Below are 22469 nucleotides of genomic sequence, written 5' to 3'. Positions count from 1 at the left end.
ATATTCGAGCCGGTGGTGTTCCGGGCGCCGGTGACTCCGGTGGAGCAGGTGGTGGCGGAGGTGTTCGCGGAGGTGTTGGGGGTCGAGCGGGTCGGGCTCGACGACGATTTCTTCGCATTGGGGGGGAACTCGTTGCTCGCGGTCACTGCGGTGACTGCGCTGCAGGAACGACTCGGTAGCCGGATTCCGTTACCACTGATGTTCCTGGATCCGACAGTCACAGGGGTTGCCGGTCGCATCGGGGATCCACTGGGCCTCATCAGAGTGTCGATCGACGATGCTTTCGGTGCGGTGATTCCGCTGCGTTCGACCGGAAGTCATCCGGCTCTGTTCTGCGTACATCCGGGACTCGGACTCTCGTGGGCGTATTCGGGGCTGGTTCGATACCTCTCACCTGACCGCCCGGTATACGGTCTGCAATCGCCGGTCATCAGCGGTGAACCGAACTTCGAATCAGTTGGTCAGCTGGCCCATCGGTATGTCGAGGAGATGCGCGCAGTCCAGCCGCACGGACCCTACCATCTGCTGGGGTGGTCCTTGGGTGGCGCAATTGCACACGCCATGGCCGTCGAGTTGTCCAAAGCCGGTGACGACGTTGCCACGCTCGCAATGATGGATTCTGTCCTTTACGAAGAAGATACGGCCGCGGTCTACGGGGAAGATCCGCTCGGAGGGAGGGTAAGCGCCGAGAAGTTGGTCCACGCCATAAGTTCGGACCTCGCCGACAGCCACATCGAAGGTCTCGAAACTGTCGGTAGGACGCTCGCCGATTCCCACATAGATGGCGAGTTTTCCTTCGAGGATGCCGCCGCGCTGTTGAACAGGTTGTTCGGTCCGGAGACCGGTCTCACCTCCACGCACCTGAAACGACTTGCCGCCTCGGTTGAGAACTCCAGACGGATATGGCGCGAATACCGGCCGGGTGTCTTCGACGGGGACTTGCTCTACTTCAGCGCGGCGGGCTCGGCGAGCGTGATGGACCATGCCGGCAAGCAACGCCCGGCGCAGGCATGGCGGTCCGCTGTTACCGGCGCCGTGCACGAGAACACGGTGGACTGCGAGCATACTCAGATGACGTCACCGGAGGCATTGGCGGTCATTGGTCCCATCCTCGAGAACCACATTGTCGATCCTGCGCGGCAGTCCGAGACTCCGCCATGGTAGTGGTGCGACATGGCACTGGGATGTCTGAAGGGGCGGTGTCCTGTCGGCTGCCGTAATCGCCTGTCAGATGGCTGATTCGACGCTGATCATGAACTGTCGCTGTCCTCGGCTATGGTGTCGAGGTCGCTCAGTTCGTCACGCTCGAGGCGCCGGTAACGGTGTGTCGGTGTGATCGGTCCACACGGAGGTCAGGTTCACGCTGATGCAAGTCGCCGGTGCCAGGTCTCAGTATGCGAACCAGCCTCCCGTTTTGTGGATGAAGATTGCTGATCCAGATGCGGTGCTCCCGCCGCATCCGCCGAACACCGATGTGCGAGTACTGATTCCGGTCGGCGATCGTTTCGCCGATCTCAGGAGCAGGCTGGTAGCCGAGCAGGTGCCGTTTCGTGAGATCGGCTATCTGTTGGAGCAAGAGTCGGTGCACACTTTGAACGATGACGGTCAGTTGACCGTCGTCACCGATCAGTCAGGGCTTACCCGGTCGGCTTCTCGGCGGAATCGAGCAGCCAGCGGACCCGCAGCGCAAACCGCGCGCGATGCGTTCGAGCTGATGTGGCAGAACCACTCCATGGTGGAGGGGCTGCTGACCGAGCCCCTCCCGATAGAGCGAGTCGTGCCTGCGGCCTGGGTTCGGTACTTGCCGCATCCGGTGGTGAATCCCGCTCAAGCAGAAGCGATCCCACACATCCTCAGCAGCGGCGAACACCTGATCGTGGTGGCACCGACAGGGGCGGGTAAGACAGTGATGGGTATGGTTGCCGCGCTGCGCACCGTGCTCGAGCAGGGAAAGAAGGCCGCGTGGCTGGTGCCGCAACGTTCGCTTACCGATGAGCTGAACGAGGAGCTCGATAGCTGGCGTCAGCGTGGTCTGCGTGTGGAGCGGCTCTCGGGAGAGTATCGCCTTGATGCGCAACGGATTCGGGACGCGGATCTGTGGGTTACGACGACGGAGAAGTTCGAATCGATCTGCCGGACTGCTTCGCTGCGGGAGGCATTGGCCGAAGTTGGCTGTTTGATCGTCGACGAGATCCATTTGCTGGGTGACCGCACTCGGGGGCCGTTCCTCGAAGCGATTCTCGCGCGGGTTCGGGGTGCGGGGTCTCGAATGCGAATCATCGGATTGTCGGCCACTGTCGCCAACGCCGACGAACTCGCCGTGTGGCTGCATGCTCGGACGGTGCGGGTTGCGTGGCGGCCTACACAGCTGACGTGGCAGCTGCCGGTAGTGGCCAAGACCGCGGATTGGAGTCTGGTAGAGGGCGCCAAGTCGCGTTTGACGAGCGGGATCGTGAATATGGTCACCGCCGATCGGGGCAGTGTGCTGGTGTTCTGCAGCAGTAAACGGAATGTTCGCCGGACCGCGTTGATCATTGCCGCCAGCCGGGGTGCTGATGTGTTCGGTGTCGATCCTGATGATCCTGACGTCGTGCATCGGATCTGTGCAGCCGCTCGGGTGGGCTTGCACTATAAGGGCTGGGAGTACAAGCGCGAGGCCGAAAAAGGCTTCCGTGCACGCGAATTGGATGTGCTTGTAGCGACATCGACGGTGGCGGCGGGGGTCAACATGCCAGCCCGGGCTGTTGTTGTGCAAGACACGGAGGTCGGCCTGAAGTCGATCGATGTTGCGACCGTTCAGCAGATGTTCGGTCGTGCAGGACGTGTTGGCGCGGGGGAGAATGAGGGTTGGGCCTTTCTGATCGTCGACGATGTCGAACGGGCGGTGTGGCAACGCAAGCTGCTTGCGGGTTTTCGCGTCGATTCTCAGATCCAGGACAGCTTTCCTGAGCATGTTCTAGCGGAGGCGATTCAGGGGCGCATCAACTCTCTATCGCAGGCCGAACGGTGGTGGGCGCAAACGCTGGCCCATCATCAGGGGAGCCGTGATATGACCCCGCTCAGGCAAGCAGTGCGGTTCTTGATAGACGGTGACTTCCTCAGACAGGTAGCGCGATCCGACAAAATCGATGAGCTGATCCCCACCGAGCTCGGGTTGTTGACTGCTCGGTTGATGGTGTCCCCTCAGGTCTGCTATCAGCTACGAACGGCCCTGGCCGGACTGGACCTACCCAAGAGTCCCGCAGAGGCCGAAAACCTCTTGATTCAGACCATTGCCGCCCACGTTCCCGAACTGGCCCAAGCCGCGATCAGCGAAGCTCTCAAAGCGAATGCCGTCCAGCTGAAGCTTGCCGGCGGAGTGGTGCCCGACGACGGCCAGGTCCACATCGAGTGTCGCCAGAGCGCAGGTTCTTTCGCCTACAGCCAGGGAGACCTGGCTTGCGCGGTGCTGTTGACAGCAGCGAACTCACCATCGCAGTTTCATCGTGGCGCCCGGGTGATCGCCGGGATCCCTTATGCGACAATGTATCCGATCCTAGAGCGTGCGCCGCGGTACCTGTATTGGTTGAGCAGCCAGGGGTTTCTCGGCACGGTGCATCCGTGGGTCGCTGTGGTCGCTGCTGACCTGAGCAAGAGAATCCGGTGGCGGCGGTGCCAGCCCGGCCGGGGCGCGGGGCGGCTGCTGTGGATGTGTGAGCAGATGGTCACTGCCGAACACGCCGAGGACCTCGTTCCCACGCTGTGGCACGCGGCTACCTCGCGCGGCCTGACCAGTCCCGACTGGACGGAAACAGGCAGACCTCAGGGCACTCAGCTCGACCCGTCGGACTATGCGGCGCTGCTACGAGACCGTGTCACCGGAGCCGTGCTCGAAAGCACCTCCGGTGAAGTGCGCTTGAAGTGTTCGACCACCGCCATCCTGGCCACGTGGTCAGGGGCGAACTACATCACGTCCCCAGCGCCACAAGGGAAAGCCACCACTGATGCTCCGGGCAGCGGTTCTGAGCACGGGGCAGCGGTATTCACCTGGCGCGGCGATTATCAAGCAACCGGATGGCTGAGTGGATATTCACAATGTCAACCCGTGGTCGATCAGCGGCTGGTCAGCATTCAGACCTGACGCGATCGGCGCGACTGCGCACTGAGAGTCCGGATCGACGCGCAGGAATCAGTCGCCTGCACGACGGACGAGCTGCGATGCTATGTCGTTGTCGGCGACGGAGCGGATAGGATCGTGAATCGACCGACGGGCAACTGATTCGATCTAATTATCGCCCATTCCTCTTGTTGCTCCAGCTATTCGGTAGCTTGGTCTCCTGACTCAGTACTTTGATCCAGTCTTGCGCTATGTGACGCGGAACATCGTAGTGTTTGGCGACTTTGGTGATACTTCCAAGGCGCCAGAAGGTCACCGCCAGATCCGACGGTGCGCCATTGGATGGGCGGGCCGAGTCCGACGGGCGTCGGGTATTGCCGGACGCAGCGGCGCCGGTATCGGACCGAAGAACGGCGCGATCCGCGGGGGGCGCGGTTTTGGCTGATGCACGATCGGGATCGGGCTCGACGTCGATTGCCTCGGCATTGGTGGCCTCAGCGACCATCGGTAGGCGGCCTTGCGACATCAGTACGGCGTTCTCGACCAAGACGGCGAAGTCGATGTGTGCCAGTTCGTTCGGCAGTGGCGCACCATCGTCGCCGACCGCCACGCGGATCTCGGTTACCCGCACGCCCCCTGTGTCGAGCACGACGGTGATGGTTGCGGTTGTCTTGTCCGGCGCGTCAGGTGCGATCGTTACTTTGTACGTACTGCCCACGAATATCTCCTTCGCTGACGTCGCGCGCGGCTCACCTGGCATCTGCGGATCCAGCCGGGGATTCGGCGGCGAGCTTGCGGAGTCGGCTCATCCAGCCTTGGGCGGTGTGCCTGGGTACACCGTAGTGTCGGGCAAGGCCAGTGACTGTTCCGATCTTTTCATACGCCGCGCGGACTTCGCCGGCGTCGGGCATGCGGCGATAGGCCCGCTCCGGGACCTCGGGGACCGTCGTGTCCGGAGTCACGGATGGTGTTGGGTCAGTGGTGTTTCGGGTTGCGTCTGATTGCTGTGTCGGGGCTTGTTCGCTGGCCGTGGCAGGGGTGGTCTCTGCGACATGCGTTGCAGCTCGGCGAGTCTCAGGGTGCGCAACGGGTGCGCTCGGATTCACCCCGGCCACCAGGGCAGCAACAACCGATTCGAGGTCGATACTCGGCAGTGTGCGTGCGGACAGGCCACCCGCTGCAGTAGACCTGATGGTCATTTCTGTAATGCGTGGGGTCGGACCGGCAGTCTCGATCTTGATCGTGGCTTCCGCGTGTCTGGAAGTTGCCTCTGTCTCTTCCGTCTCGGGAGTAATAACGACCACGTACCTACTCATATGACTCCTGCCCAAGTGTCGGCTCCGTGGCCAAAGGGCTCACAGGCGCCGCTGCGACTGCTGTCGACTGTGCAGTAAATGTAGTCGGGATGTGTGACAGCAATCGCGGCTGACCCTCCCCTGGTACTTCGCGTGGTTTCGAATGTCCGGTAGTGGAATTCTTCGAGCTGAATGGGACCGGTGGGCCGGTGTGGTCGTGCACCGGTGTTCGGCCAGGACGTGATAGCCGCGCTCGGCGGCCTGCTGCCAGGGGGCCACATCAAGGGCGTGTGAGAGCCGGTCATCGGTCCGGAAGCTGGCGGACTGTGGCCGCCTGGATGATCGATGAGCGGTTCGGCCACCCGGTGGTGGAATTGCGGGCCCATCGGCTCACCTTTGGCTGCGTTCCCGCCGATGGACACTACGCCCGCACCCGGCTGGTCACGAAGCCGGCCGACCTCGGTGGCAATGTCGTCGGTGGCCAGGCGCGCATTGCATACCACCGAATTCAGCGCGGTATTCACCACGTGTTCAGCCGGGGCGAGTAATCCGAAGTCATGGTGACCCAGCCCGACCGGGCGATGTGGTCCAACGTGCTCGAGCGCGACTGGGCCATCGATATTGTGCGCGTCTGCTCGATCACCGTTGTGGTTGTCGTGCACTGGATATCGATCAGGGTCACCGTGACCCTTCCCCCGCTCGCGCACTCGTCCGCCGCTTCGTCGACGAACCTGAGCCGCGATCTCTCGGTACAACTGAGCGGGTGGATTTGCTCGAAGCGGATTACCAGCTCACCGCCGCGGGACGGTGAGCCCACGGCAGCTGATCGGATCTCGCCGAGTCACCATGCCGGGCAACCGATAATGGCCTCACACCGGCCGCGTGACCAGCCGGGCGAGTTGCTTCACCCGCGACGTTTTCAATCGCACTTCCACCCGTCCCGACTGCCCCGGATCGGTCACCGCCGGGTCGTAGGCGAAGCACACTCGGTTCGGTCGGTCGATGCTGAACTCGATTGTCGCCCACAGCGGATGCGTCATCGGCACATCGATGTGTTTGAACCGGCCCGCCCACACCAGCACCCGTCGGCCGACAGTGACTGCGATCGCACCTGAGACCGCCTGCCGCTCCCACTCGACAAGACGACCGGATGAGCGGACAAGGCGACGGGTGACCGAACCGGTCAAACCCTCCTCCAAGAACACAACATCGTCGGACGCGACCAGCGACGCACGCAGATCCTCTGGCAACCGCCCCGACCCGAGCAGCAGCCGCTGCAGGCCATGCACTCATCCAGCGTAACCCCGCATACCCACCTTGCGGCCCCCAGATCTCCCGGCTCACAACCGGTTCGCGGCGTATGAGCTTTCCCGAGGCAGTGGGGACTGGCTAACGCAGATGGTGGAACGCGGCGGAATTCTGCACCAAGCCGTGCGGGGCATCGGGGATGTGCAGTGCATCCAGGCAGTACCCCACCAGAATGAGACGCGCCATCACCAGCCCGGCCAGGCGGGCAAGTACCTGAAATGCGGTGCAGACGAGTGAGATTCGGCTGATCAGCCGGTTTGCGGCTCGCCATTGTTGTCGGGCTCTTGTTCATCCGGCTACGGGCACGTACCTGCGACAACCGAACCAGAACCGTCCCGCCACCACTAACGCCTACGCCACGAAGGCCGAACTCGTTGCCTCGGTTGACAAGTGGATGAGTTTCTACAAGTACTACGCGGCGGCACTCCGCGATCGGGAACCAAAGCCCCGACAGTTTCGAGTGCTAGCTCACAGCGGTAGCCGTATAACCTCCCTGTCCACCATTCGGGGGAGCCTCAGGTTGCGATTCCCGAGTGCTACCAGGTAACTCTGAAGTGTGGCGTCGTCAGCGGGTGCCCGCATCGGCGCGCGCGTAGAACGCGGCGAGGTCGTGGGGGTTCTTGATGTAGACGTCGATCTTGCGCACCGTGTCGTCTTCAACCTGGTGGATCTCGACCATGGTCAGCGGGTACCGCTCACCGGTGGTGTGGGCCGTGAGTGTTCCGGTGAGGGTTCCGATTACGCCGGCCGGGCCCTCGTACACCTCGGCATCGGTGATGGCAACGTCGGCGTAGCCCATCATCGCGCCCAGGATCGACTGGACGAACACCTCGCGGCCCTGGTGCACGCCGCCGTAGGGAAGCTGATTCGGCTCGTCCACGATCACCTCGGGGTCGAGCTTGGCCAGGACACCCGGCACGTCGCCCTTGCTCAACGCGTCATACAGCCCTCGTACGACATCGGCCGGGGTCTGCGTCACTGTCTCGATCTGGTCGCTCATCGTGTGTGCCCTTCAATCTTGTTCAGGTACTCGAGCCCGCATGCGGAACTCGGTACGGGAAAGTTCGGCCGGCCGGGGCGCGTATGTCCTCGCACCGATCGGGCCCCGGAGGACCGGGGCATGCACCATGCAACGGGAAGCGGCCGTGACGGGGGAGTTTCCGCTGTGAGGGGTCCTGGGAGGGACCCCCACGCGACGGCGGGCCTGCCTACGCTGTCCTCATGGACAACCGGGACGCAGTCAGCGCGATTCTCCGCTCCCGACGCGAGAGGATCACGCCCGAGCAGGCGGGTCTGCCGACGTACGGTCAGCGGCGGGTGCCCGGACTGCGCCGGGGTGAGGTCGCCACGGTCGCCGGGGTGAGCGTCGAGTACTACACGCGCCTGGAGCGCGGCAACCTCAAAGGTGTCTCCGACAGCGTGTTGGACGCGCTGGCCCAGGCACTGCGGCTCGACGGCCCTGAGCGCATGTATCTGTACGACCTCGCCCGCGCGGCAGGACCGGCACCCCAGGCCCGGCGGCGGGTGGTCCGGCCGACGGTTCGGCCCAGCGTGGCGCGAATCGTCGAAGGCATGCCGGGGCTGCCGGCGTCCGTGATGAACAACCGCCTCGACACGCTGGCCGCCAACTCGCTCGCCCGGGCCCTGTACTCGGAGATGTACGCCGATGCCACCTGCGGGGCGAACATCGCCCGGTTCGCGTTCCTCAGCCCCGCGGCCAGACGGTTCTACATCGACTGGGAGCGCATGGCCCGCTTCGCTGTGGGCGCACTGCGCATCGAGGCGGGGAAGAACCCCTACGACCGGGAGCTGTCGAACCTGATCGGTGAACTGTCCACCCGCAGTGACGCCTTCCGCGTGATGTGGGGCTCCCAGGACGTATATGTCTTCAGCCAGAGCACCAAACGCCTCAACCACCCACTCGTCGGCGACCTGGAACTCGACCAGGAGACCATGACCCTGCCAGACGAAAGCGGCCTGAGCGTGGTCGTCTACAGCGCACCCTCCGGAACCGCCGCCGAAGAGGGCCTGAAGCTGCTCGCCAGCTGGTCCGCCACGACCGGACAGGAGCAGCACCCGGAATCCACCAGCAAGCTTCGTCCGTAGTTCCGCAGCACCTCGATGTCGTGATCGTCGGGGCCGGACTATCGGGCAATCGCGGCCAGGCCAACTACGCGGCGGCCAAGGCCGGTCTGCAGGGGTTCGCGGTGACGGCAGATGTTAAGCGCATTGGCTTGCACCAGACGGGCAGGAGTACGTTCAGCGTCGCCTATCTGGCTTGCCCGCAACAGCATGGCAGCGCTCGTCACCGCATGGCAGAAGCTCGAGTGACGCCACATCGGCCTCAGTGATGGCCTTCTGCGCTGTCACCTCGGCTCTGCATGTCTCATAGCGAGCCTATTCGGCACTGAGATGTCCTCGACAGCAACCGTTGTCGACAGATAGCACAGTCGATCACCCCACCTACTCGGCGATGCGTACCCCCAACTGATATTTCAGCCGTTGCAGGCTCCTCGACTTCGAACTCAGCCGAATCCAAATACTTCTTCGAATAGCGCGGCCACCGTGGCTTTCCCGTGTGTACGGGAAGGCTGACCGTCTATTCGACAAGGGGTTTTCGGGTGAGTTCCTCCAACCGATTCGTCGTGGTCCGGGGCACGGCTGGGCGGAATTCGCCGTCCACACTTCGCTCATCCACCCGGATACGCACCGCCGGGCGGTGAGCATCACCCGGAGACGTTGTGGCACTTCAACGGTAAGGCGATGCTGGCTCGATGGGCTCGGACGCAGCCGGATGTCGTCGAGGTCCGCATCGAGGCATGGCTGCCCGACCATGCGCGCCGCTGTGATGTCCGTGTCGTCTTCGGCGACGGCCGTGAGGTTGCTCGAGGTCCAGGGCGGCCCGCTGACCGATGAGGTTTCGGTGCGGCGCGCCGACCGACAGCGTGACCGAACAATGAGCAGGGTCGAACGACCACAGCTGCAGGGGACCGTCATCTGCTGCTCCAGCGCGGACGAAAGGTATTGTCCCACAGCCGTTTCACTGAACCCTTGACCGACGACGACTACCACTACCTGCACGACACCCACGGCCTGCCCCGCGATCTCGTGGTGTACCTGAACACCGAAGCCGGTGTCAGTTGACACGTCAGGGCTACATCAGGCCGTGGCCGATCCGATCGGCGCCGTAAGCGGCAGATCCGGACGCTCGCGGATCGCACGCCCAGCGGTTCATCCTGCGCTGTGCGGCATGAGAGTGCGTTTGCGGGTTCGTCCGGCGAGCCGGCTCGGCACCCCGATTCAGCATTGTCGTTGGTCGGCCAATTCGCTGCGCTCGTCGATGTTGGCGCGGGTGGCCACCGAAGCCGGAACGATGTTCATATTCGCGGTCGTGAATCCGGCCCGCCAATTCACGACGTTGCTGACCTATCGCTTCGGTGATCGTTCACGCCGGTAGGTGTTTGGGGGAGTTGGGGACCGGGATTTCGAACTGCCAGGGGCCCGAGAGGCCGGGGCGGGCGGCGGCCTGGGTGTGTAGGTGCAGGTAGTCCGCACGGGAGAGGTCGATGGCGCCGAGGGAGGTGAGGTGGCTGGAGGTGACCTGGCAGTCGATGAGCGCGAAATCCCAGGCGGCCAGTTGGGCGCAGAGCCAATACAACGCGACCTTGGAGGTGTCACGGGCGCGGGAGAACATGGACTCGCCGGCGAAGGAGCGGCCGCATGCGACGCCGTAGAGGCCGCCGACAAGGTCGCCGTCGCGCCATACCTCGACTGAGTGCGCATGACCGAGGTGGTGCAGCCGTAGGTAGGCCGCCAGCATGTCGGAGCCGATCCAGGTTCCGGTCTCCTTGTCACGCGGTCCGGCGCAATTCGACATCACATCGGCGAAGGCGCGATCCATGGTCACCGCGTAGTCGGCATGGGCGACAGATCGGCGATAGGACTTGGTCACCCGCAGGTCGGTCGGCACCAGAATGCTGCGCGGGTCCGGGCTGTACCAGTGGATCGTTTCGCCGGGGTTATACCAGGGAAAGATGCCCGCGGAATAGGCGTCCAACAGCCGCTCTGGTGACAGATTCCCGCCGAATGCGACCAGTCCGGTCGGATCCGCGAGCTCGACAGGTGGGAAAGGCTGGTCTGGATCGACCAGATACATCCGCATCAGGTCGGTAGCGTCGGTCACCGGACAGACATTACCGACCTGGGCGAACAGCCGCAGGCTGCGACGACGGGACGAACCGTCACACGGGGATCGGTCCGCGGAGTTGGCAACCGTCGAGCGGGAACTTGCCCAGGCGACTCAGTCGATCGATCGGTAATCGGTCGCACCCGGACGTGGAAGCTCTTCTATCTCGGTGTGGTGGTCAGAGGAGTGGGTGGAGCGGAACGTGCCAATCCTGGACCCAACCTGGGGGCTGGAGAAGATGCTGGTGACCAGGTCGGGTGTAGCCGGCTAGCTTTCGTGCCACCTTGGTAACGCACGGAACTCGGGTCGTTCGTCGGGCCGTTTCAGGAAATGTTCGATCCTGGTGCGGCGCGGGCACAGATCGTCATCGAGGAGATGGCGGAACTGCCGGATCCCGGGGGCGCTGGCGACCCGGATCACGACGACGATGTGCCGAACACGGTGGTGTACAGGGGTGTTCGGCTCTACATCAATCCGGATAAGGCTCGGCGTCGCGGAAGTGATGGGACCACCAGGCGAGCGGGTGAGCACGGTCAGTCGCCGTTTCGACACCCCACGCTGACCGTCTCGGTCAGCGCGGGACGCGGCAGATGAGTGCGTTCCGAACTCTGGCCAAAGTCGCAAGAGGTTCTGCGACTCGTAGGAATAGGCGGTGTAGGCGTTCCATCCGCCGTCAGGCCTTTTGTCGTATCGGTACACGGCCCTCGGCCCGTCCGGCCGGACGGGATCGCGCGTATGGCGATCATCTCCCGCGAGGAGGATCCCCAGTCTGTACGCGAGCAGTTGGCATCGCTGAGGTCCTATCCCGCGGCGCTGCCGACCGGCGCGCACCGCAGCGACCGGGGCGTTACCGGTCCCGTACTTTCACGGCTACCGCAGCGCATCGCATCACGGCTAGGCAGGGGAACAAGCCGCGGGTCAGCGTCCTGCCGCACGTCAGCGGGGGAAAGCGCGCTGCCGGTGTGCGGCCAGCTCGTTCAGGCCGAAGCAGGGGGTCGCCGCAACGAGCCGACCGTCGATGACCAGATAGTTCAGGGAGATGTGGTGGCCGCCGAACCGCCAGGCCCAGACACGGTCATGTCCAGGGCGGCCGAAGAGCCGAAGCCAGTACAGGCCGGGGTCACGCCCGCGCAGGCGACCCCAGTGGTACCCCATCCCTCGACCTGGTCCAGGACGTTCTCCAGGCCCATCACCGCAGAAACGATGGAGCCGGATCCGATCTACCCTCCCCACAAACGGCTTCCCCCGACGCGGAAACCACACCAGCCGACGAATGAGCAAGACCCCCAATGCGCCTGACAACCTGTAATGGCCGCATACCGCGCTGACCGAACCGGCCGGCCGGGCAGGCGACCACCCGTTGGATGCATCGATTCGAGGCCGACCGAACACACAGCTGCATGACGATGACCGGGCGGCGGGCCCTGCCCGGAGACCGATGGGGCGTTTCGAGGTCGTCGGCAGTCATCTCATAGGGAGAACCACGTCCAGGATCCCGGTCGCCGGCCGGCCCGCGACCTGGGGGTTCGGGCGGAACTTGGGATCGGTAGGTGGCGCGCGCAGCGTCTACTTACCTCATGACATCTTCTCAACCTCCCACGAATCAACCGCAGTCCGCCGGCTTGGACAAGAAGACCAGCGCGATCCTGTCCTACGCACTGGGGTGGCTCACCGGAATCATCTTCCTGTTCGTTGGCAAGAACGACCCCGACGTGAAATTCCATGCCTCGCAATCGATCGTCTTCTTCGGGGCGGTCTCGGTGGTCAATATTGTTCTGAGCATCGTCGGCTCGCTCCTCGGAGTCGCGGGGATCATCTTCAGCCTCGCCGGACTCGTAGTCGGGGTCTTCGCGGTCGTCGTCTGGGTCTTGGCCATGGTCCAGGCGAGCAACACCGGCGGTGTCCGCGCGGAGCTTCCCCTTGTCGGAAAATTCACCGCTCCGTATGCCGATCAGTTGGCCAACTCGGTCAAGTAGCGGCATATTCGAAGTCCGCAGCGGGATTCCGCAACCCTGCCGGTAACCAGATGCGACAGTCCGAAGACCGACGGCCCGAGGCTATCTCGGGCCGTCGGCGTCCGCGCGGAACGTCCGATATTGCCGCGTATCGGGCGGATGCAGCCTACGAACCTGATTCTCATCAGGTGGAGGTTCTTCCAGAAATAGAACCGAACGTAGGCATTCCGAGGCCAGTTGTTACTGCGGTTCGTTGAAGCGAGGTTTCGATCTGAGTGAGCTTGTCCTTGACCCCACCAGCAACCCAACAACCGATACGGCACCGCACTCTCACCGGTCGCTACCAACCGACCGCAACGAGGCACCCGCAGGGGCAGGTCTAGCTCGTCGATTACCGCGCGTATCGCGGTGATCGGTCGGGCGCGTACCAGCCCGGACCGCAGGAGGGGACGACTACGAGCCGAGCTGCTCGCGGACGAATGCCGCCGCCTGGTCCCGGTAGTCGTTGACGAAGTATGCGAAATGCCCAGGACTCAAGGCATTTCCGAACCCGGCGGCCGGATCGCCGCCCTGGCAGACGCGGTCGGCGGCATGGCAGTAGGAGCGCACGCGGTCGGTGAATTCTCCGAGGGCGCCGACGGGCAGCGCGGCGGTGCCCGACAGGGTGGGATCGTAGTTGCCGCGGTTGAAGGGGTCGGCGCCGTTGAACAGCGGGCTGCCGAACAGGGCGATTGCGTCGATCTGCGTGGCGGCCTGGTCGGTCAACGCGGTTCGCGTGCGGAGGGTGTTGCCGATGACGCGGGTGCCCTGTGAGTAGCCGAGGAGGACGAGCTGCTGATTCGGGCATTCGGCTGCGGCGGTGTTGACCAGTGCCGTCAGGTTCTCGACGCCGCGCACGGGGCTGTCCGGGGCCATCGAGGCGGGATACTCGAGTTCGGTCACTGTGGTGCTGCGGCCGGATTCCTGGGCGATCCGCCCGGCCAGCGGGGTCAGCAGCAGGCTGCCGCTCTGCGGTTCGAGCGTGCCACGGACGGTGACGACGCGGACCTGGGCGCAGGCGGTGGGACTGGGGGAGGGCTCAGCGGATGCGATCGGGAGAACCGGCAGCGCCATCGCCGCGGCGACGGTCGTGGTAGCGCACAGCAGGATTCGAGATCGTTCACGCATGCGCCCAATGTATTGCGCGCAGTGGCCACGGCGCCAGCTGGTTGATACGAATCATCGACGCTTCCGATGCGCGGGTCGGCTCCGTAGCCGTCGGTCGATCATGGGGACATGCTCGCAGAGAGGCAGTCGCCGGTGGCGTGCCGACGATCGAGTCTGAGTCGGTGCGACCGCAAGTGTGCGAGTCCGCGGGTATGCACAACGATAGGGACATGAATGCTCCTGCGCCCGGGCCTGTTTTCGATGTGATTGCCGTGTTGAACGGCGTGGTGGACCTGCGGTCCTATCCGCGTCGGAACCTGGTCTTGAGCTCGCCTCAGACCGGAGGTTTCGTGTTCGGCTCGGCCGGCTATCAACGTGCGATCTTCGAGCCGGTCGTCCACCTGGTCAACGGCATCGAGCTGCTCGAATCCCAGGGTTGGGAGCTGGTCAGCGTCGTCGAACGGAACATCGAGAACGTCTACTACATGCTGGCCTTCATGCGTCGGGCCTGATGTAGGTCGGGTCCCGGACTGGCAAGACCGTGTATTCAACTGTCGACTTATCTATGCGCAGTGGTTCGTGGTCGGGGATAGCTACCCCGTAGCGTCCCGCAGGTGACTGGGCGGGGTGGCTCGTCAACTGCCTGTCGCCGATGTGGCTGACTTGCTCGCGATATGTCCACCGCCTGGTCTCCGTTCACGGTCTGACTCGACAGGGGTATGACGAGGCCGCCGAGCATGCTAATCATGATCGAGTGGGTCATGTCTCCGCATTCAAGCCCACAAGGTCGAGGTCTGGGTGCCCGAGCTCGGCGGACGCTTCGATCTCGGCCCGCGTCGCGAGCACGAGGCGACCGGTAGGGCGTACGGCTCGCCCTGGGTTCTCCCAGATGCGAAGTTGCCTCTGGGAGATTTCATCCCCGCACTGCCTCCCGGCCTGATTCGAGGGGTTGATCTGGGACGCGTGGTGTAGCTGGTCGGCTGTCGAAATGTGATCGGCGGCCCGAAGAAGACCCACGCGGAATTCCGGCGAATGACCCCCGGCTATGAGCTAGTGAGGCCCTGTATCTTCTCGAACAGGTTGGCGATTTTCGTCAGCGTGTCGAGATTCAGCAGACCCTCCGGGATGCGGCGGCGCAGGCGGCACCATCGACTCTCGGCCCGCTCCAGATCGGGTTCCGGGTCGTTCAGTGCATCGAGAACGTCGTCGACGTCAGCGGGTTCGGCACCGGCGCCGCCGGTAGCGGTGAGATGTGTTCGCAACGCGGTCAATTCGGCACGCAGTTCGGCCACCGCAGCAATCAGCGCGGATTGTTCGGTCGCACTGTTGATGGACACGGGGCCGGACACGACACCCGTGTTGTCTTTGCCGCTAATATTTCCCGCGACCACCTGCCCGCCGCTGATATGGACGTTGCTGTCGTGCGTATCCCCAGGCATGGCTGGATGCTCCTCTAGTTGAATTCAATTGCCACTCAGATCATTTCGTGGCCAAAGGCGCGGCGGTCGGTGTGGCGGAGGTCGTACCGCCGATGGTCCCGGATCCGACGGTGCCGATATTGTCCGCGCCGCCGATATTGCCCGCGACCACAGTGCAGCCCTCCATGACGGTGGCGTTGTTGATCTGGGTGATCATCGTGTCGAAGGCGTCGGTGGCGATACCTTTGCTCGACAGGAAGCGGTGGATCGCATCGAGCACCCGGCGCTCCAGGATCTTCAAATACTGGTCGCTGTCGGACTCCTGGAAGAATTGCGGGAAGATTGTGCCCGCTCCGATTTCGCGTACGGTGGCCAGCGCACCGAACGCATTGGCGGCTCGATCAGGGGTGTTGGTACGGCCGCGACCGACTCCATGCGCATCCCGCATCCATCGCGCCATATCGATCACACGAGCGGGAATCGTGGTCGGTAGCAGCGCGAGTTCCCCGAGGGCCTGCCACAGCGCCAGCAGCGCAGGCGCGCGGGGCGGGAAATCGGCGAAATGGTACGTCGGCGCCACGGGTGGCAGCACGAACCCATTCCACTCGACGAAAAGGATCTGTCGCTCGTACCCGATGTGCAGGTATCCGGCGACACCCAACTGCCGCGCCCAACCTTCGAGCCGGAAGCAGCGATAGAAGCGCAGCCACTCCGGTGCGCTGTCGAGCAATTCCTGCCAATACGATTCGGCGAGTTGAGGATTGCGGCCCTGTTTCAACTCCCGTGCGAAGAATTCAGCCTCGCGGTAGTTCAGGACGTGCCCGGCCGACAGGAAAGCGGTATCGCTGATCTCGAGGCCCGCGAACCGCCAGCCCGGTGTGATGTTCGGTGTCTTACGCATGGCGTCGACGTCGCGAGCCACGAAGTTCTGCAGTTCTGCCGCGGCGAACTCCGCCATCGGCGCGTCCGAGTACCCGGCGGGATCGTTCGGACGTAACTCGAATGCCTGCGACCAGGACCGCACCCGCGTCCCGGCGCCGACGAACGGCCGATGGCCGCGGTAGATGATCAGATTGCGGGGAGTAGGGCGATTATCGCGCTGTTCCTGGTCGATGATGCGCTGCAATCGGGTGGCGAACGGACGACAGGCCCAGCTCACGAATTCGCGCGGTGGCCTATCCGGCTGGAAGTGGCCGAAACGGAAGTATCGATCGGCCAAAACCCATGGCCGATAGCGCTGCACGAACAGTACGCAGAACATCCCTACCGTCGTGATCAGCAGGCCGGTGCCGATGCCGATGGCGGAGACCGCCGAGATGCCCCCGGGCTGCTCGGAGTAGAAACCATCGCCGGATTCGTTGCCGAGGCCTCCGAATAGCGCAGCGGTCAGCAGAGACAGCACGGCCGCAGGAATTGCGAACAGCGACGTAAAGATCAAGGACAGCGGCAGCCACAGCAACGCGGTCGGCCACCATGATCCGCGCTCACCGCGCTGTTCTCGCTCGCCGTGCTGTTCGCGCCCGACTGCCGGTGTGCGTGACCGTCGCGCGGCTCGCACGGCCCATGAGCTGATCTTCCAAGCCGAGCCGGACGCGAGCCAGAGGACGACGAGCCCGCCGCTGGCGATGGTGAAGGGCACCAGCAGGGCGACCAGCACCGCGCTGCCGATCCGTCGCGCTGTCCGCGCTGCGACCGCCTCCCGCAGCACGATGTGGGCCCGGACCCCAGGGGACGGCAGGACGACTCGATATGGTTCGGCCAAGCACTCCTCGACCATGGCGTCGGCCAGTTCGGGATCGAGGTGGGCCGCGGAGGCGAGAAGGCGAGTGGCCTCGTCGTCCGGATTGACTGTCGGCGTGCTGGTAGCCGTGTGGCCGATATTATCGGTGACCACGGATGCCCCCTCATGGTTGAAAGTCGTCGCCGCGAAGAGCGGAATTCGACCGGTATCGGTCCGGGGCGCCGACCGGGTGTCAAGTGATCGAGACGCCTCCAAGTGCGCAGCACGGTCTCGTCGAAGTCCCCAGGACGCCGAGCCGGATTCAGCCGGCCGGTCGATAGCGTAGCGTGCAGGTCGCCAAGCTCGAGCGCCCGCCGAATCAGCGGCGAGCCCACCTGATCGCCGAGGTTCTCATACGTGCGGCGACGTTCGTGACACACGTGGATCCAGGCTCACGCAAGCACCGGCGCCTCTACGACGTACGAGCAGCTCGTCGACGATCGCACGCCTGCGCCATCTGGACCACCGCTACTTTTTAGGGTGCTCATCGGTGTCATCGCTTCTTCCCCTATTCTCGCCGAACGCCCACAGGCGTCGTCCTGTGCAGCTGTAGCCTGAGCCGACCCCGACTCGGGTGCGCCGGACCCGCTGGGCGCATGACCGTCCACCGCTGTTCAAGCCTCGGCCGTAGGAGCCCCGCCATCGGCACTGGGGTCATTCGGCCTCGATGGTGATATTCACGTTTCGGCCGACCTCGATAGTCACCGAGGACGATGCCCGGTAGCCCCATCCGATGGAGGGGTCAACTGATTACTCACTGATCATTTCGCTTGTCAGGGCCGGGAACAACGCGTCGGTCCGTATATCGGAACGCTGTGTGGGCAGCCCAACCTGATCCGCCTGGCCGTTCCCTCCTGGCGGGCGGCCGAGGCGCTGCCCGCGGGTTCTGGCGGCGTCCAGGCCTTCATGAGTGCGTCAGTTCGGGCAGGTATTTGTAGACCGTGGAGCGTGAGACCCCGAGGAGCCGGGCCACTGATGAGACGGTCTCCTCGGGGCGGGTGAGGATGGCGCGGGCCTGGCGGATCTGTTCGGCGGTCATGGCCGGCGGGCGGCCGAGGCGTTTGGCCGCGGGCGCGGGCGGCGTCGAGGCCTTCGTGGGTGCCTTGGACGATCAGTTCGCGGATGAATTCCGCCAGGACGGCGAAGACGTGGAAGACCAGGCGCCCGCCGGGGGTGGTGTCGCCGACTTCGTGCAGGGAGCGGAAGCCGATGCCGCGCTTGCGGAGTCCGGCCACGATGGAGATCAGGTCTTGCAGGGAACTCACACCGATCAGAGGCGGTTGGCCACGCGCTGTTGACGGCGCTCGCTGAACGAGCGCAGTCACTGTCGACCCGGATGACGGAAACGGCGCTGCCGCAGCGGGATCAACGGCTCCAACCGTGACCACAACGCATCGGTCACCACCTCGTCAACCACCCGATAGGGTCGGAAACGTTGTGTCGCAGAGCAAACCGACACACCGACTCATTCTTAACTGATCTGTAACTGCGCGGCATTGCTACTAGAACTCAGGTCCAGTCCAGTGCCCACAGTCGGTCCCTTTGTGGCTCAAATGCTGACCGTCTCGCCGATGACACAGGCGAACGGGGTCGGCTTCGCCGCTGTCGAGGTGTCGACGATCGGCTCGTCGGGCCGGTTCTCGTCGATCAGGGGACGGCTGTCGCTTCCGAGGAGGATGAGATCGCGTCGCTGACGCAGCCATAGGTCATGCTCGCCGGGCTGCGTCTGGAAACCGTTGACATAGCAGATGTTGTAGAAGCCGGGGGCGGGTGCCATCGTGCTGTCTCGCAGCACGATCTTTGTGCCTAGGGTGGCGGGTACGGGCCACAGAGCAGGTAGTCGGCCACCGCTGCAGCCGGAAAGCCCAGTGCGCCCGCTGAATCCGATATTTCGGCCGAGGTCGCCGGGCCGGGCTCGGGCGCACCGACATCGGGCGACGAACACGCGGTGGCGAGCAGTAGCCCGGCGAGGGTCGCGAGCAGGATTCGCATCAGTGAGTGCATCCGACCTCAGTGCGGCGAGCACTATGCCGCAGCGACCAGCAGGACGCCGCTTCGACAGTTGGTTGTCGTGCATCAGCCCGATGCTGCTGGCAGGCGCGGGAGGCAGGTGCCGTCCGCCGGCTTCAGTACGGGATGGGCTTGTTCTCCTTGGCCCAGACCTGCTCGATGTCGCTACCGATCGGTGGCGGGAAGAGCCCGGCGATCATCCAGGTGTCGCGCGCGACCTCGTTGATGTTGAATTCGAGGTACAGGCCGCGATCGTGCGTGTAGGGGGCCATAAGGGTGTCGAGGCCGCGGGTCATGCGTTTTCGCATTTCCGGGTCGTCGAGTTGACGGGCGAGGTGGTCGATGGTGATGCGCACCGAGGCGGCGGTGGGTTTGCCGCCGACATAGAAGGAGTCGGCGGGCAGTTCGTGGAAGAGGGCTATGGCGTAGAACTCCGGGAGGCCGACACGGGTGTAGTAGGCGGCGATGTCCTGGGCGAAGTTCTGCTTGTCCTCGGGGGTGTAGGTGTTCGCGGGGTGGTAGATGTGCCAGAGCGGCATAGTGAATTCCTTTGGGCGAACCGGTGTCTCAGCGGCGGAAGGGAAGGACGAGGTTTTCGACGGGACCGGACAGGGTGGCCTTCACCTGCCGAGTGAACTCATCGACGAGGACTTCGCTCGCACCCTGTTCCAGGCCATCGGCGAGTGCGGCGGCAACCGTAGCGGGACTGAGCTTCGCGGTATCGATGGCCTTGACCATGTCGGTCTCGGCGAAGCCGAGGTGGACACCGACGACCTGGGTGCCCTGCGCAGCCAGTTCGATGCGCAAGGAGTTGGTCAGAGACCACAGGGCGGCCTTCGACGCACCGTAAGCCGCGGCCCCGGAACTCCAGGACAGCACAGAGTGCATATCCACTAGGGCGCCACCATCATTCGCGGCGAGGATGGGAGCGAAAGCCTGGGCGATGCGCAGCGGTCCGAAGACGTTGGTCTCGAATGTTTCGACGACATCGGCCATTTCGGCCTGCAGCAGCGGCGCCGGGCGCAGTACGCCCGCGTTGTTGACGACGATGTTCACATCAGTGGCCCGAGCCGCGACGGCCGCAACCGAATCCGGGTCGGTAACCTCCAATTCGAGCGGGACGATGCGGGGGTCATCGGCCGCGCCGGGCTTGCGGGCGGTGACGTAGATCTTGGCCGCGCCGCGTCCCAGAAATTCCTCGGTGAACGCGCGGCCGAGGCCCCGCTGCCCGCCGGTCACCAGGGCGATAGCGCCTTCGATTCTGGTCATGTCTGCCTTCCTTGTTCGCCCACCTCATAGCTGACTATATAGAACTATAGCCAATACTTCGACGCGGTGACAGGGGGCACGGCGGCAGATGAAGTGCATTCGCCGCCCGCCAACGCACGATCGCCCGCCGGAGGCAGTCCGCGAGCAGATCTCAGCGTTGGTTCGAGCCCAGCTCGAAGAAGCAGTTGTCGACATCGCCGATCCGCCCTGCGCCGGAGCTTAGGAATGGCCTACTCACGGGTGCTGCTAGGTGTTTACTGGCAGGGAGCGATTCGTCCACTCTGCAACGGCGGTTCGAGGTGTGTATGCCGGTATGGCGACTTCGCGAGTTTCGCGATGATGACCTGGACCAGGCGATTCAGGTCTGGGAGCAGAGCCGTATGGCCACTGCGGATGAGCCGGTGTTCGCGTTGGCGGAGGTGCTGGCGTCTGCGCGGGCGGGACCGCCGGCGGTGGTGGCCGAGGTCGGCGAAGAGATGGTGGGCATGGCGGTCGCGCAGATCCAGGGTGAGCGTGCGTGGGTCTTGCTGGTGGCGCTGGGCGCGCAGTGGCGTCGGCGCGGTATCGGCAGTGCATTGCTGACCGAGTTGGAGAGGCGGCTGCGCTCGAATGGGGTGCGGCGGATCTGCACGCTCGTTCCCGAGGGCGCGACTGGGTCGGTCGCGTTCGAGAATTCCGGCTATCTGCGCAGGACCGGTCTCGTCTACTACGAACTGGTCGAGCCGCTGGCACCGGCGCAGTCCAGTTTGCTGACCGAACTGGGCGGCCGGCTGTTGCCACCCGGATTGTGGCAGTCGATGGCGGGGATGGACCGGGAGAAAGAGATCATCGAACGGCGGATCGTGTTGCCGTTGGCGAACCCGGATGTCGCCGAACGTTATCGGGTTCGGCCACCCAAGAGCGTGATCTTGTTCGGGCCGCCGGGTACCGGGAAGACCAGTTTCGCGAAAGCGGTCGCATCACGGCTGGGCTGGCCGTTCGTGGAGTTGTTCCCGTCTCGGTTGGCCGCAGCGGCCAGTGGCGGTCTCGCAGCATCTTTGCGTGAGGTGTTCGCGGACTTGAGCGACCTCGACGAACTGCTGTTGTTCATTGATGAGGTCGAGGAGATCGCCGGTGCGCGCGAAGGGACCGCGACCAGTCCGGCGCATGGCGTGACGAACGAGTTGCTCAAACTGATTCCGGTATTCCGAGAGGACTACGGCCGGTTGCTGATCTGTGCGACCAATTCGGTGCGTTCCCTGGATTCGGCGTTCCTGCGGCCAGGCCGCTTCGACTACGTAATTCCGGTTGGTCCGCCCGACGAGCCTGCGCGCAAAGCGATCTGGCGGCGCTACCTGGGCCCCGCAGCCGAGACCATCGACCTCGACCACCTGGTGCACGCAACCATTCACTTCACCCCCGCGGACATAGAGTACGCCGCCCGCGCTGGGGCCCAGTCGGCGTTCGAACGCGCGATGCGCGAGGAAACGAGCGAACCCGCCGACCTCGAGGACTACCTTGCCGCCGTCGCCAACACCCGCCTGACACTGACACCGGAGATTTTGACAGCGTTCGAGCAAGACCAGACAAACTACACCCGACTGTGAGACGCGCTCGTCCCGCCACGCTAGCGCCACGCGGCTGAACCTGCTCATTCAGTTACTTCGTGACCTGCGGATTCCCGTCCAGATCGACGTGCCGCGCGCGATAGGAACTCCTCGTTCGGCCGAAGACCGTGCGTAAGCGGCAGCGGCGACTGACCGGGGTGGACGAGATCATGGTGTCGCGACCGCGAAAGGGCTGATCACCGGGGGAGATCTCGGCGCCTGACGGTTGTCGGTGTAACACGGTCGAGGTCGGTGCAACGCAGGATCGCCGGTTGAAGCAGCGTTCAACGACGTTGCGGCGGCGATACATGCGCGGCGAGAAGGGTGTGATGTCGCGAAGTTCGCCTCATTCAGCCCCTACTCCATCGCAAATGGGGAGCGCCGCGGTATAAGTCTCGGAATTGAACTCACCCTGCGGCG

Annotated in this window: 22 protein-coding genes and 2 pseudogenes; 10 read left to right on the top strand and 14 right to left on the bottom strand. The window is 64.1% G+C overall.

Annotation, left to right across the window (positions count from 1 at the left end; genetic code table 11):
- Both AC3ERS_RS36165 and AC3ERS_RS36160 read left to right on the top strand, forming a co-directional pair.
- Positions 1-1164, top strand: a 1164-nt coding sequence (locus AC3ERS_RS36165) for an alpha/beta fold hydrolase (protein ID WP_431972656.1), incomplete at its 5' end; no start/stop codon positions are given.
- A 256-nt stretch (positions 1165-1420) separates the two neighbouring features.
- On the top strand, positions 1421-4120 hold the full coding sequence (locus AC3ERS_RS36160) for a DEAD/DEAH box helicase (RefSeq protein WP_431972655.1): 2700 nt from the start codon (positions 1421-1423) through the stop codon (positions 4118-4120).
- Positions 4121-4268: 148 nt separating this feature from the next.
- Here the strand turns inward: AC3ERS_RS36160 and AC3ERS_RS36155 are convergent, their stop codons facing one another.
- The gene (locus AC3ERS_RS36155; RefSeq protein ID WP_431972654.1) at positions 4269-4814 is read right to left on the bottom strand and encodes a hypothetical protein; all 546 of its coding nucleotides are present in this window, start codon (positions 4812-4814) and stop codon (positions 4269-4271) included.
- Positions 4815-5717: 903 nt separating this feature from the next.
- On the opposite strand from AC3ERS_RS36155, the gene AC3ERS_RS36150 reads away from it, so the two are divergent.
- Positions 5718-5939, top strand: coding sequence for a hypothetical protein (locus AC3ERS_RS36150; protein WP_431972653.1), 222 nt, complete (start codon positions 5718-5720; stop codon positions 5937-5939).
- A gap of 321 nt (positions 5940-6260) precedes the next feature.
- Here the strand turns inward: AC3ERS_RS36150 and AC3ERS_RS36145 are convergent, their stop codons facing one another.
- The gene (locus tag AC3ERS_RS36145) at positions 6261-6680 is read right to left on the bottom strand and encodes a hypothetical protein (protein WP_431972652.1); all 420 of its coding nucleotides are present in this window, start codon (positions 6678-6680) and stop codon (positions 6261-6263) included.
- 584 nt (positions 6681-7264) lie between these two features.
- Positions 7265-7699: a nuclear transport factor 2 family protein gene (locus tag AC3ERS_RS36140; protein ID WP_431972651.1), complete on the bottom strand. Its 435-nt coding sequence runs from the start codon at positions 7697-7699 to the stop codon at positions 7265-7267.
- A 221-nt stretch (positions 7700-7920) separates the two neighbouring features.
- On the opposite strand from AC3ERS_RS36140, the gene AC3ERS_RS36135 reads away from it, so the two are divergent.
- The 3 genes from AC3ERS_RS36135 to AC3ERS_RS36125 all read left to right on the top strand — a co-directional run bounded on the left by AC3ERS_RS36135 (position 7921) and on the right by AC3ERS_RS36125 (position 10156).
- Entirely contained in the window at positions 7921-8805 is an 885-nt protein-coding gene (locus AC3ERS_RS36135; RefSeq protein ID WP_431972650.1) for a helix-turn-helix transcriptional regulator, read from the top strand.
- 633 nt (positions 8806-9438) lie between these two features.
- Positions 9439-9615, top strand: a complete 177-nt coding sequence (locus AC3ERS_RS36130) for a competence protein CoiA family protein (protein WP_488186323.1) — start codon at positions 9439-9441, stop codon at positions 9613-9615.
- 250 nt (positions 9616-9865) lie between these two features.
- A complete protein-coding gene (locus AC3ERS_RS36125) occupies positions 9866-10156 on the top strand; it encodes a hypothetical protein (protein ID WP_431972649.1) in 291 nt (96 codons plus the stop codon).
- On the opposite strand, the gene aat is transcribed toward AC3ERS_RS36125, so the two are convergent.
- Together aat and AC3ERS_RS36115 are read right to left on the bottom strand one after the other, a co-directional pair.
- On the bottom strand, positions 10145-10882 hold the full coding sequence (gene aat, locus AC3ERS_RS36120) for a leucyl/phenylalanyl-tRNA--protein transferase (protein ID WP_431972648.1): 738 nt from the start codon (positions 10880-10882) through the stop codon (positions 10145-10147). The genes AC3ERS_RS36125 and aat overlap by 12 nt on opposite strands.
- A 939-nt stretch (positions 10883-11821) precedes the next feature.
- The gene (locus AC3ERS_RS36115) at positions 11822-12040 is read right to left on the bottom strand and encodes a DUF3500 domain-containing protein (RefSeq protein ID WP_431972647.1); all 219 of its coding nucleotides are present in this window, start codon (positions 12038-12040) and stop codon (positions 11822-11824) included.
- A gap of 422 nt (positions 12041-12462) precedes the next feature.
- Here AC3ERS_RS36115 and AC3ERS_RS36110 point away from each other — a divergent pair, with 422 nt between their 5' ends.
- Entirely contained in the window at positions 12463-12861 is a 399-nt protein-coding gene (locus tag AC3ERS_RS36110) for a DUF4870 domain-containing protein (protein WP_431972646.1), read from the top strand.
- A gap of 432 nt (positions 12862-13293) precedes the next feature.
- On the opposite strand, the gene AC3ERS_RS36105 is transcribed toward AC3ERS_RS36110, so the two are convergent.
- Positions 13294-14007 carry a cutinase family protein gene (locus AC3ERS_RS36105; protein WP_431972645.1) on the bottom strand — a complete coding sequence of 238 codons (714 nt, stop codon included), beginning with the start codon at positions 14005-14007 and terminating at the stop codon, positions 13294-13296.
- 302 nt (positions 14008-14309) lie between these two features.
- On the opposite strand from AC3ERS_RS36105, the gene AC3ERS_RS36100 reads away from it, so the two are divergent.
- Positions 14310-14498: a hypothetical protein gene (locus AC3ERS_RS36100; RefSeq protein ID WP_431972644.1), complete on the top strand. Its 189-nt coding sequence runs from the start codon at positions 14310-14312 to the stop codon at positions 14496-14498.
- Positions 14499-15029: 531 nt separating this feature from the next.
- Here AC3ERS_RS36100 and AC3ERS_RS36095 read toward each other — a convergent pair.
- The 8 genes and pseudogenes from AC3ERS_RS36095 to AC3ERS_RS36060 all read right to left on the bottom strand — a co-directional run bounded on the left by AC3ERS_RS36095 (position 15030) and on the right by AC3ERS_RS36060 (position 20463).
- On the bottom strand, positions 15030-15425 hold the full coding sequence (locus tag AC3ERS_RS36095; protein WP_431972643.1) for a hypothetical protein: 396 nt from the start codon (positions 15423-15425) through the stop codon (positions 15030-15032).
- A gap of 40 nt (positions 15426-15465) precedes the next feature.
- Positions 15466-17298, bottom strand: coding sequence for a hypothetical protein (locus tag AC3ERS_RS36090; protein ID WP_431972642.1), 1833 nt, complete (start codon positions 17296-17298; stop codon positions 15466-15468).
- A gap of 790 nt (positions 17299-18088) precedes the next feature.
- Positions 18089-18223 (bottom strand): helix-turn-helix domain-containing protein, encoded by a 135-nt coding sequence (locus AC3ERS_RS36085; protein WP_431972641.1) that lies wholly within the window; start codon positions 18221-18223, stop codon positions 18089-18091.
- Between the two features lie 82 nt (positions 18224-18305).
- Positions 18306-18419 (bottom strand): annotated as a pseudogene (locus tag AC3ERS_RS36080) (recombinase family protein); the annotation flags it as partial.
- A 314-nt stretch (positions 18420-18733) separates the two neighbouring features.
- The gene (locus AC3ERS_RS36075) at positions 18734-18961 is read right to left on the bottom strand and encodes a hypothetical protein (protein ID WP_431972640.1); all 228 of its coding nucleotides are present in this window, start codon (positions 18959-18961) and stop codon (positions 18734-18736) included.
- A gap of 29 nt (positions 18962-18990) precedes the next feature.
- On the bottom strand, positions 18991-19188 hold the full coding sequence (locus AC3ERS_RS36070) for a hypothetical protein (RefSeq protein WP_431972639.1): 198 nt from the start codon (positions 19186-19188) through the stop codon (positions 18991-18993).
- Between the two features lie 122 nt (positions 19189-19310).
- A complete protein-coding gene (locus AC3ERS_RS36065) occupies positions 19311-19733 on the bottom strand; it encodes a tautomerase family protein (RefSeq protein WP_431972638.1) in 423 nt (140 codons plus the stop codon).
- Between the two features lie 28 nt (positions 19734-19761).
- On the bottom strand, positions 19762-20463 hold the full coding sequence (locus AC3ERS_RS36060) for an SDR family oxidoreductase (RefSeq protein ID WP_431972637.1): 702 nt from the start codon (positions 20461-20463) through the stop codon (positions 19762-19764).
- A 281-nt stretch (positions 20464-20744) separates the two neighbouring features.
- Between AC3ERS_RS36060 and AC3ERS_RS36055 the strand changes: the two genes are divergently transcribed.
- The gene (locus AC3ERS_RS36055) at positions 20745-22049 is read left to right on the top strand and encodes an ATP-binding protein (RefSeq protein ID WP_431972657.1); all 1305 of its coding nucleotides are present in this window, start codon (positions 20745-20747) and stop codon (positions 22047-22049) included.
- Positions 22050-22122: 73 nt separating this feature from the next.
- Positions 22123-22243: pseudogene (locus AC3ERS_RS36050) on the top strand (transposase); the annotation flags it as partial.
- Positions 22244-22469: the final 226 nt, after the last annotated feature.

It is taken from the genome of Nocardia sp. bgisy134 (assembly GCF_057708325.1).
The sequence above is the reverse complement of the archived record's forward strand: the minus strand, read 5'-3'. Positions and strand labels throughout refer to the sequence as shown.

What these genes read in the sequence shown, in the direction of transcription:
- AC3ERS_RS36160 (WP_431972655.1), top strand. Translation starts at nt 1,421, where the DNA reads ATGAAGATTGCTGATCCAGATGCGGTGCTCCCGCCGCATCCGCCGAAC.
- AC3ERS_RS36140 (WP_431972651.1), bottom strand. Translation starts at nt 7,699, where the DNA reads ATGAGCGACCAGATCGAGACAGTGACGCAGACCCCGGCCGATGTCGTA.
- AC3ERS_RS36135 (WP_431972650.1), top strand. Translation starts at nt 7,921, where the DNA reads ATGGACAACCGGGACGCAGTCAGCGCGATTCTCCGCTCCCGACGCGAG.
- AC3ERS_RS36115 (WP_431972647.1), bottom strand. Translation starts at nt 12,040, where the DNA reads ATGGGGTACCACTGGGGTCGCCTGCGCGGGCGTGACCCCGGCCTGTAC.
- AC3ERS_RS36110 (WP_431972646.1), top strand. Translation starts at nt 12,463, where the DNA reads ATGACATCTTCTCAACCTCCCACGAATCAACCGCAGTCCGCCGGCTTG.
- AC3ERS_RS36105 (WP_431972645.1), bottom strand. Translation starts at nt 14,007, where the DNA reads ATGCGTGAACGATCTCGAATCCTGCTGTGCGCTACCACGACCGTCGCC.
- AC3ERS_RS36095 (WP_431972643.1), bottom strand. Translation starts at nt 15,425, where the DNA reads ATGCCTGGGGATACGCACGACAGCAACGTCCATATCAGCGGCGGGCAG.
- AC3ERS_RS36085 (WP_431972641.1), bottom strand. Translation starts at nt 18,223, where the DNA reads ATGACCGCCGAACAGATCCGCCAGGCCCGCGCCATCCTCACCCGCCCC.
- AC3ERS_RS36075 (WP_431972640.1), bottom strand. Translation starts at nt 18,961, where the DNA reads ATGGCACCCGCCCCCGGCTTCTACAACATCTGCTATGTCAACGGTTTC.
- AC3ERS_RS36070 (WP_431972639.1), bottom strand. Translation starts at nt 19,188, where the DNA reads ATGCACTCACTGATGCGAATCCTGCTCGCGACCCTCGCCGGGCTACTG.
- AC3ERS_RS36065 (WP_431972638.1), bottom strand. Translation starts at nt 19,733, where the DNA reads ATGCCGCTCTGGCACATCTACCACCCCGCGAACACCTACACCCCCGAG.
- AC3ERS_RS36060 (WP_431972637.1), bottom strand. Translation starts at nt 20,463, where the DNA reads ATGACCAGAATCGAAGGCGCTATCGCCCTGGTGACCGGCGGGCAGCGG.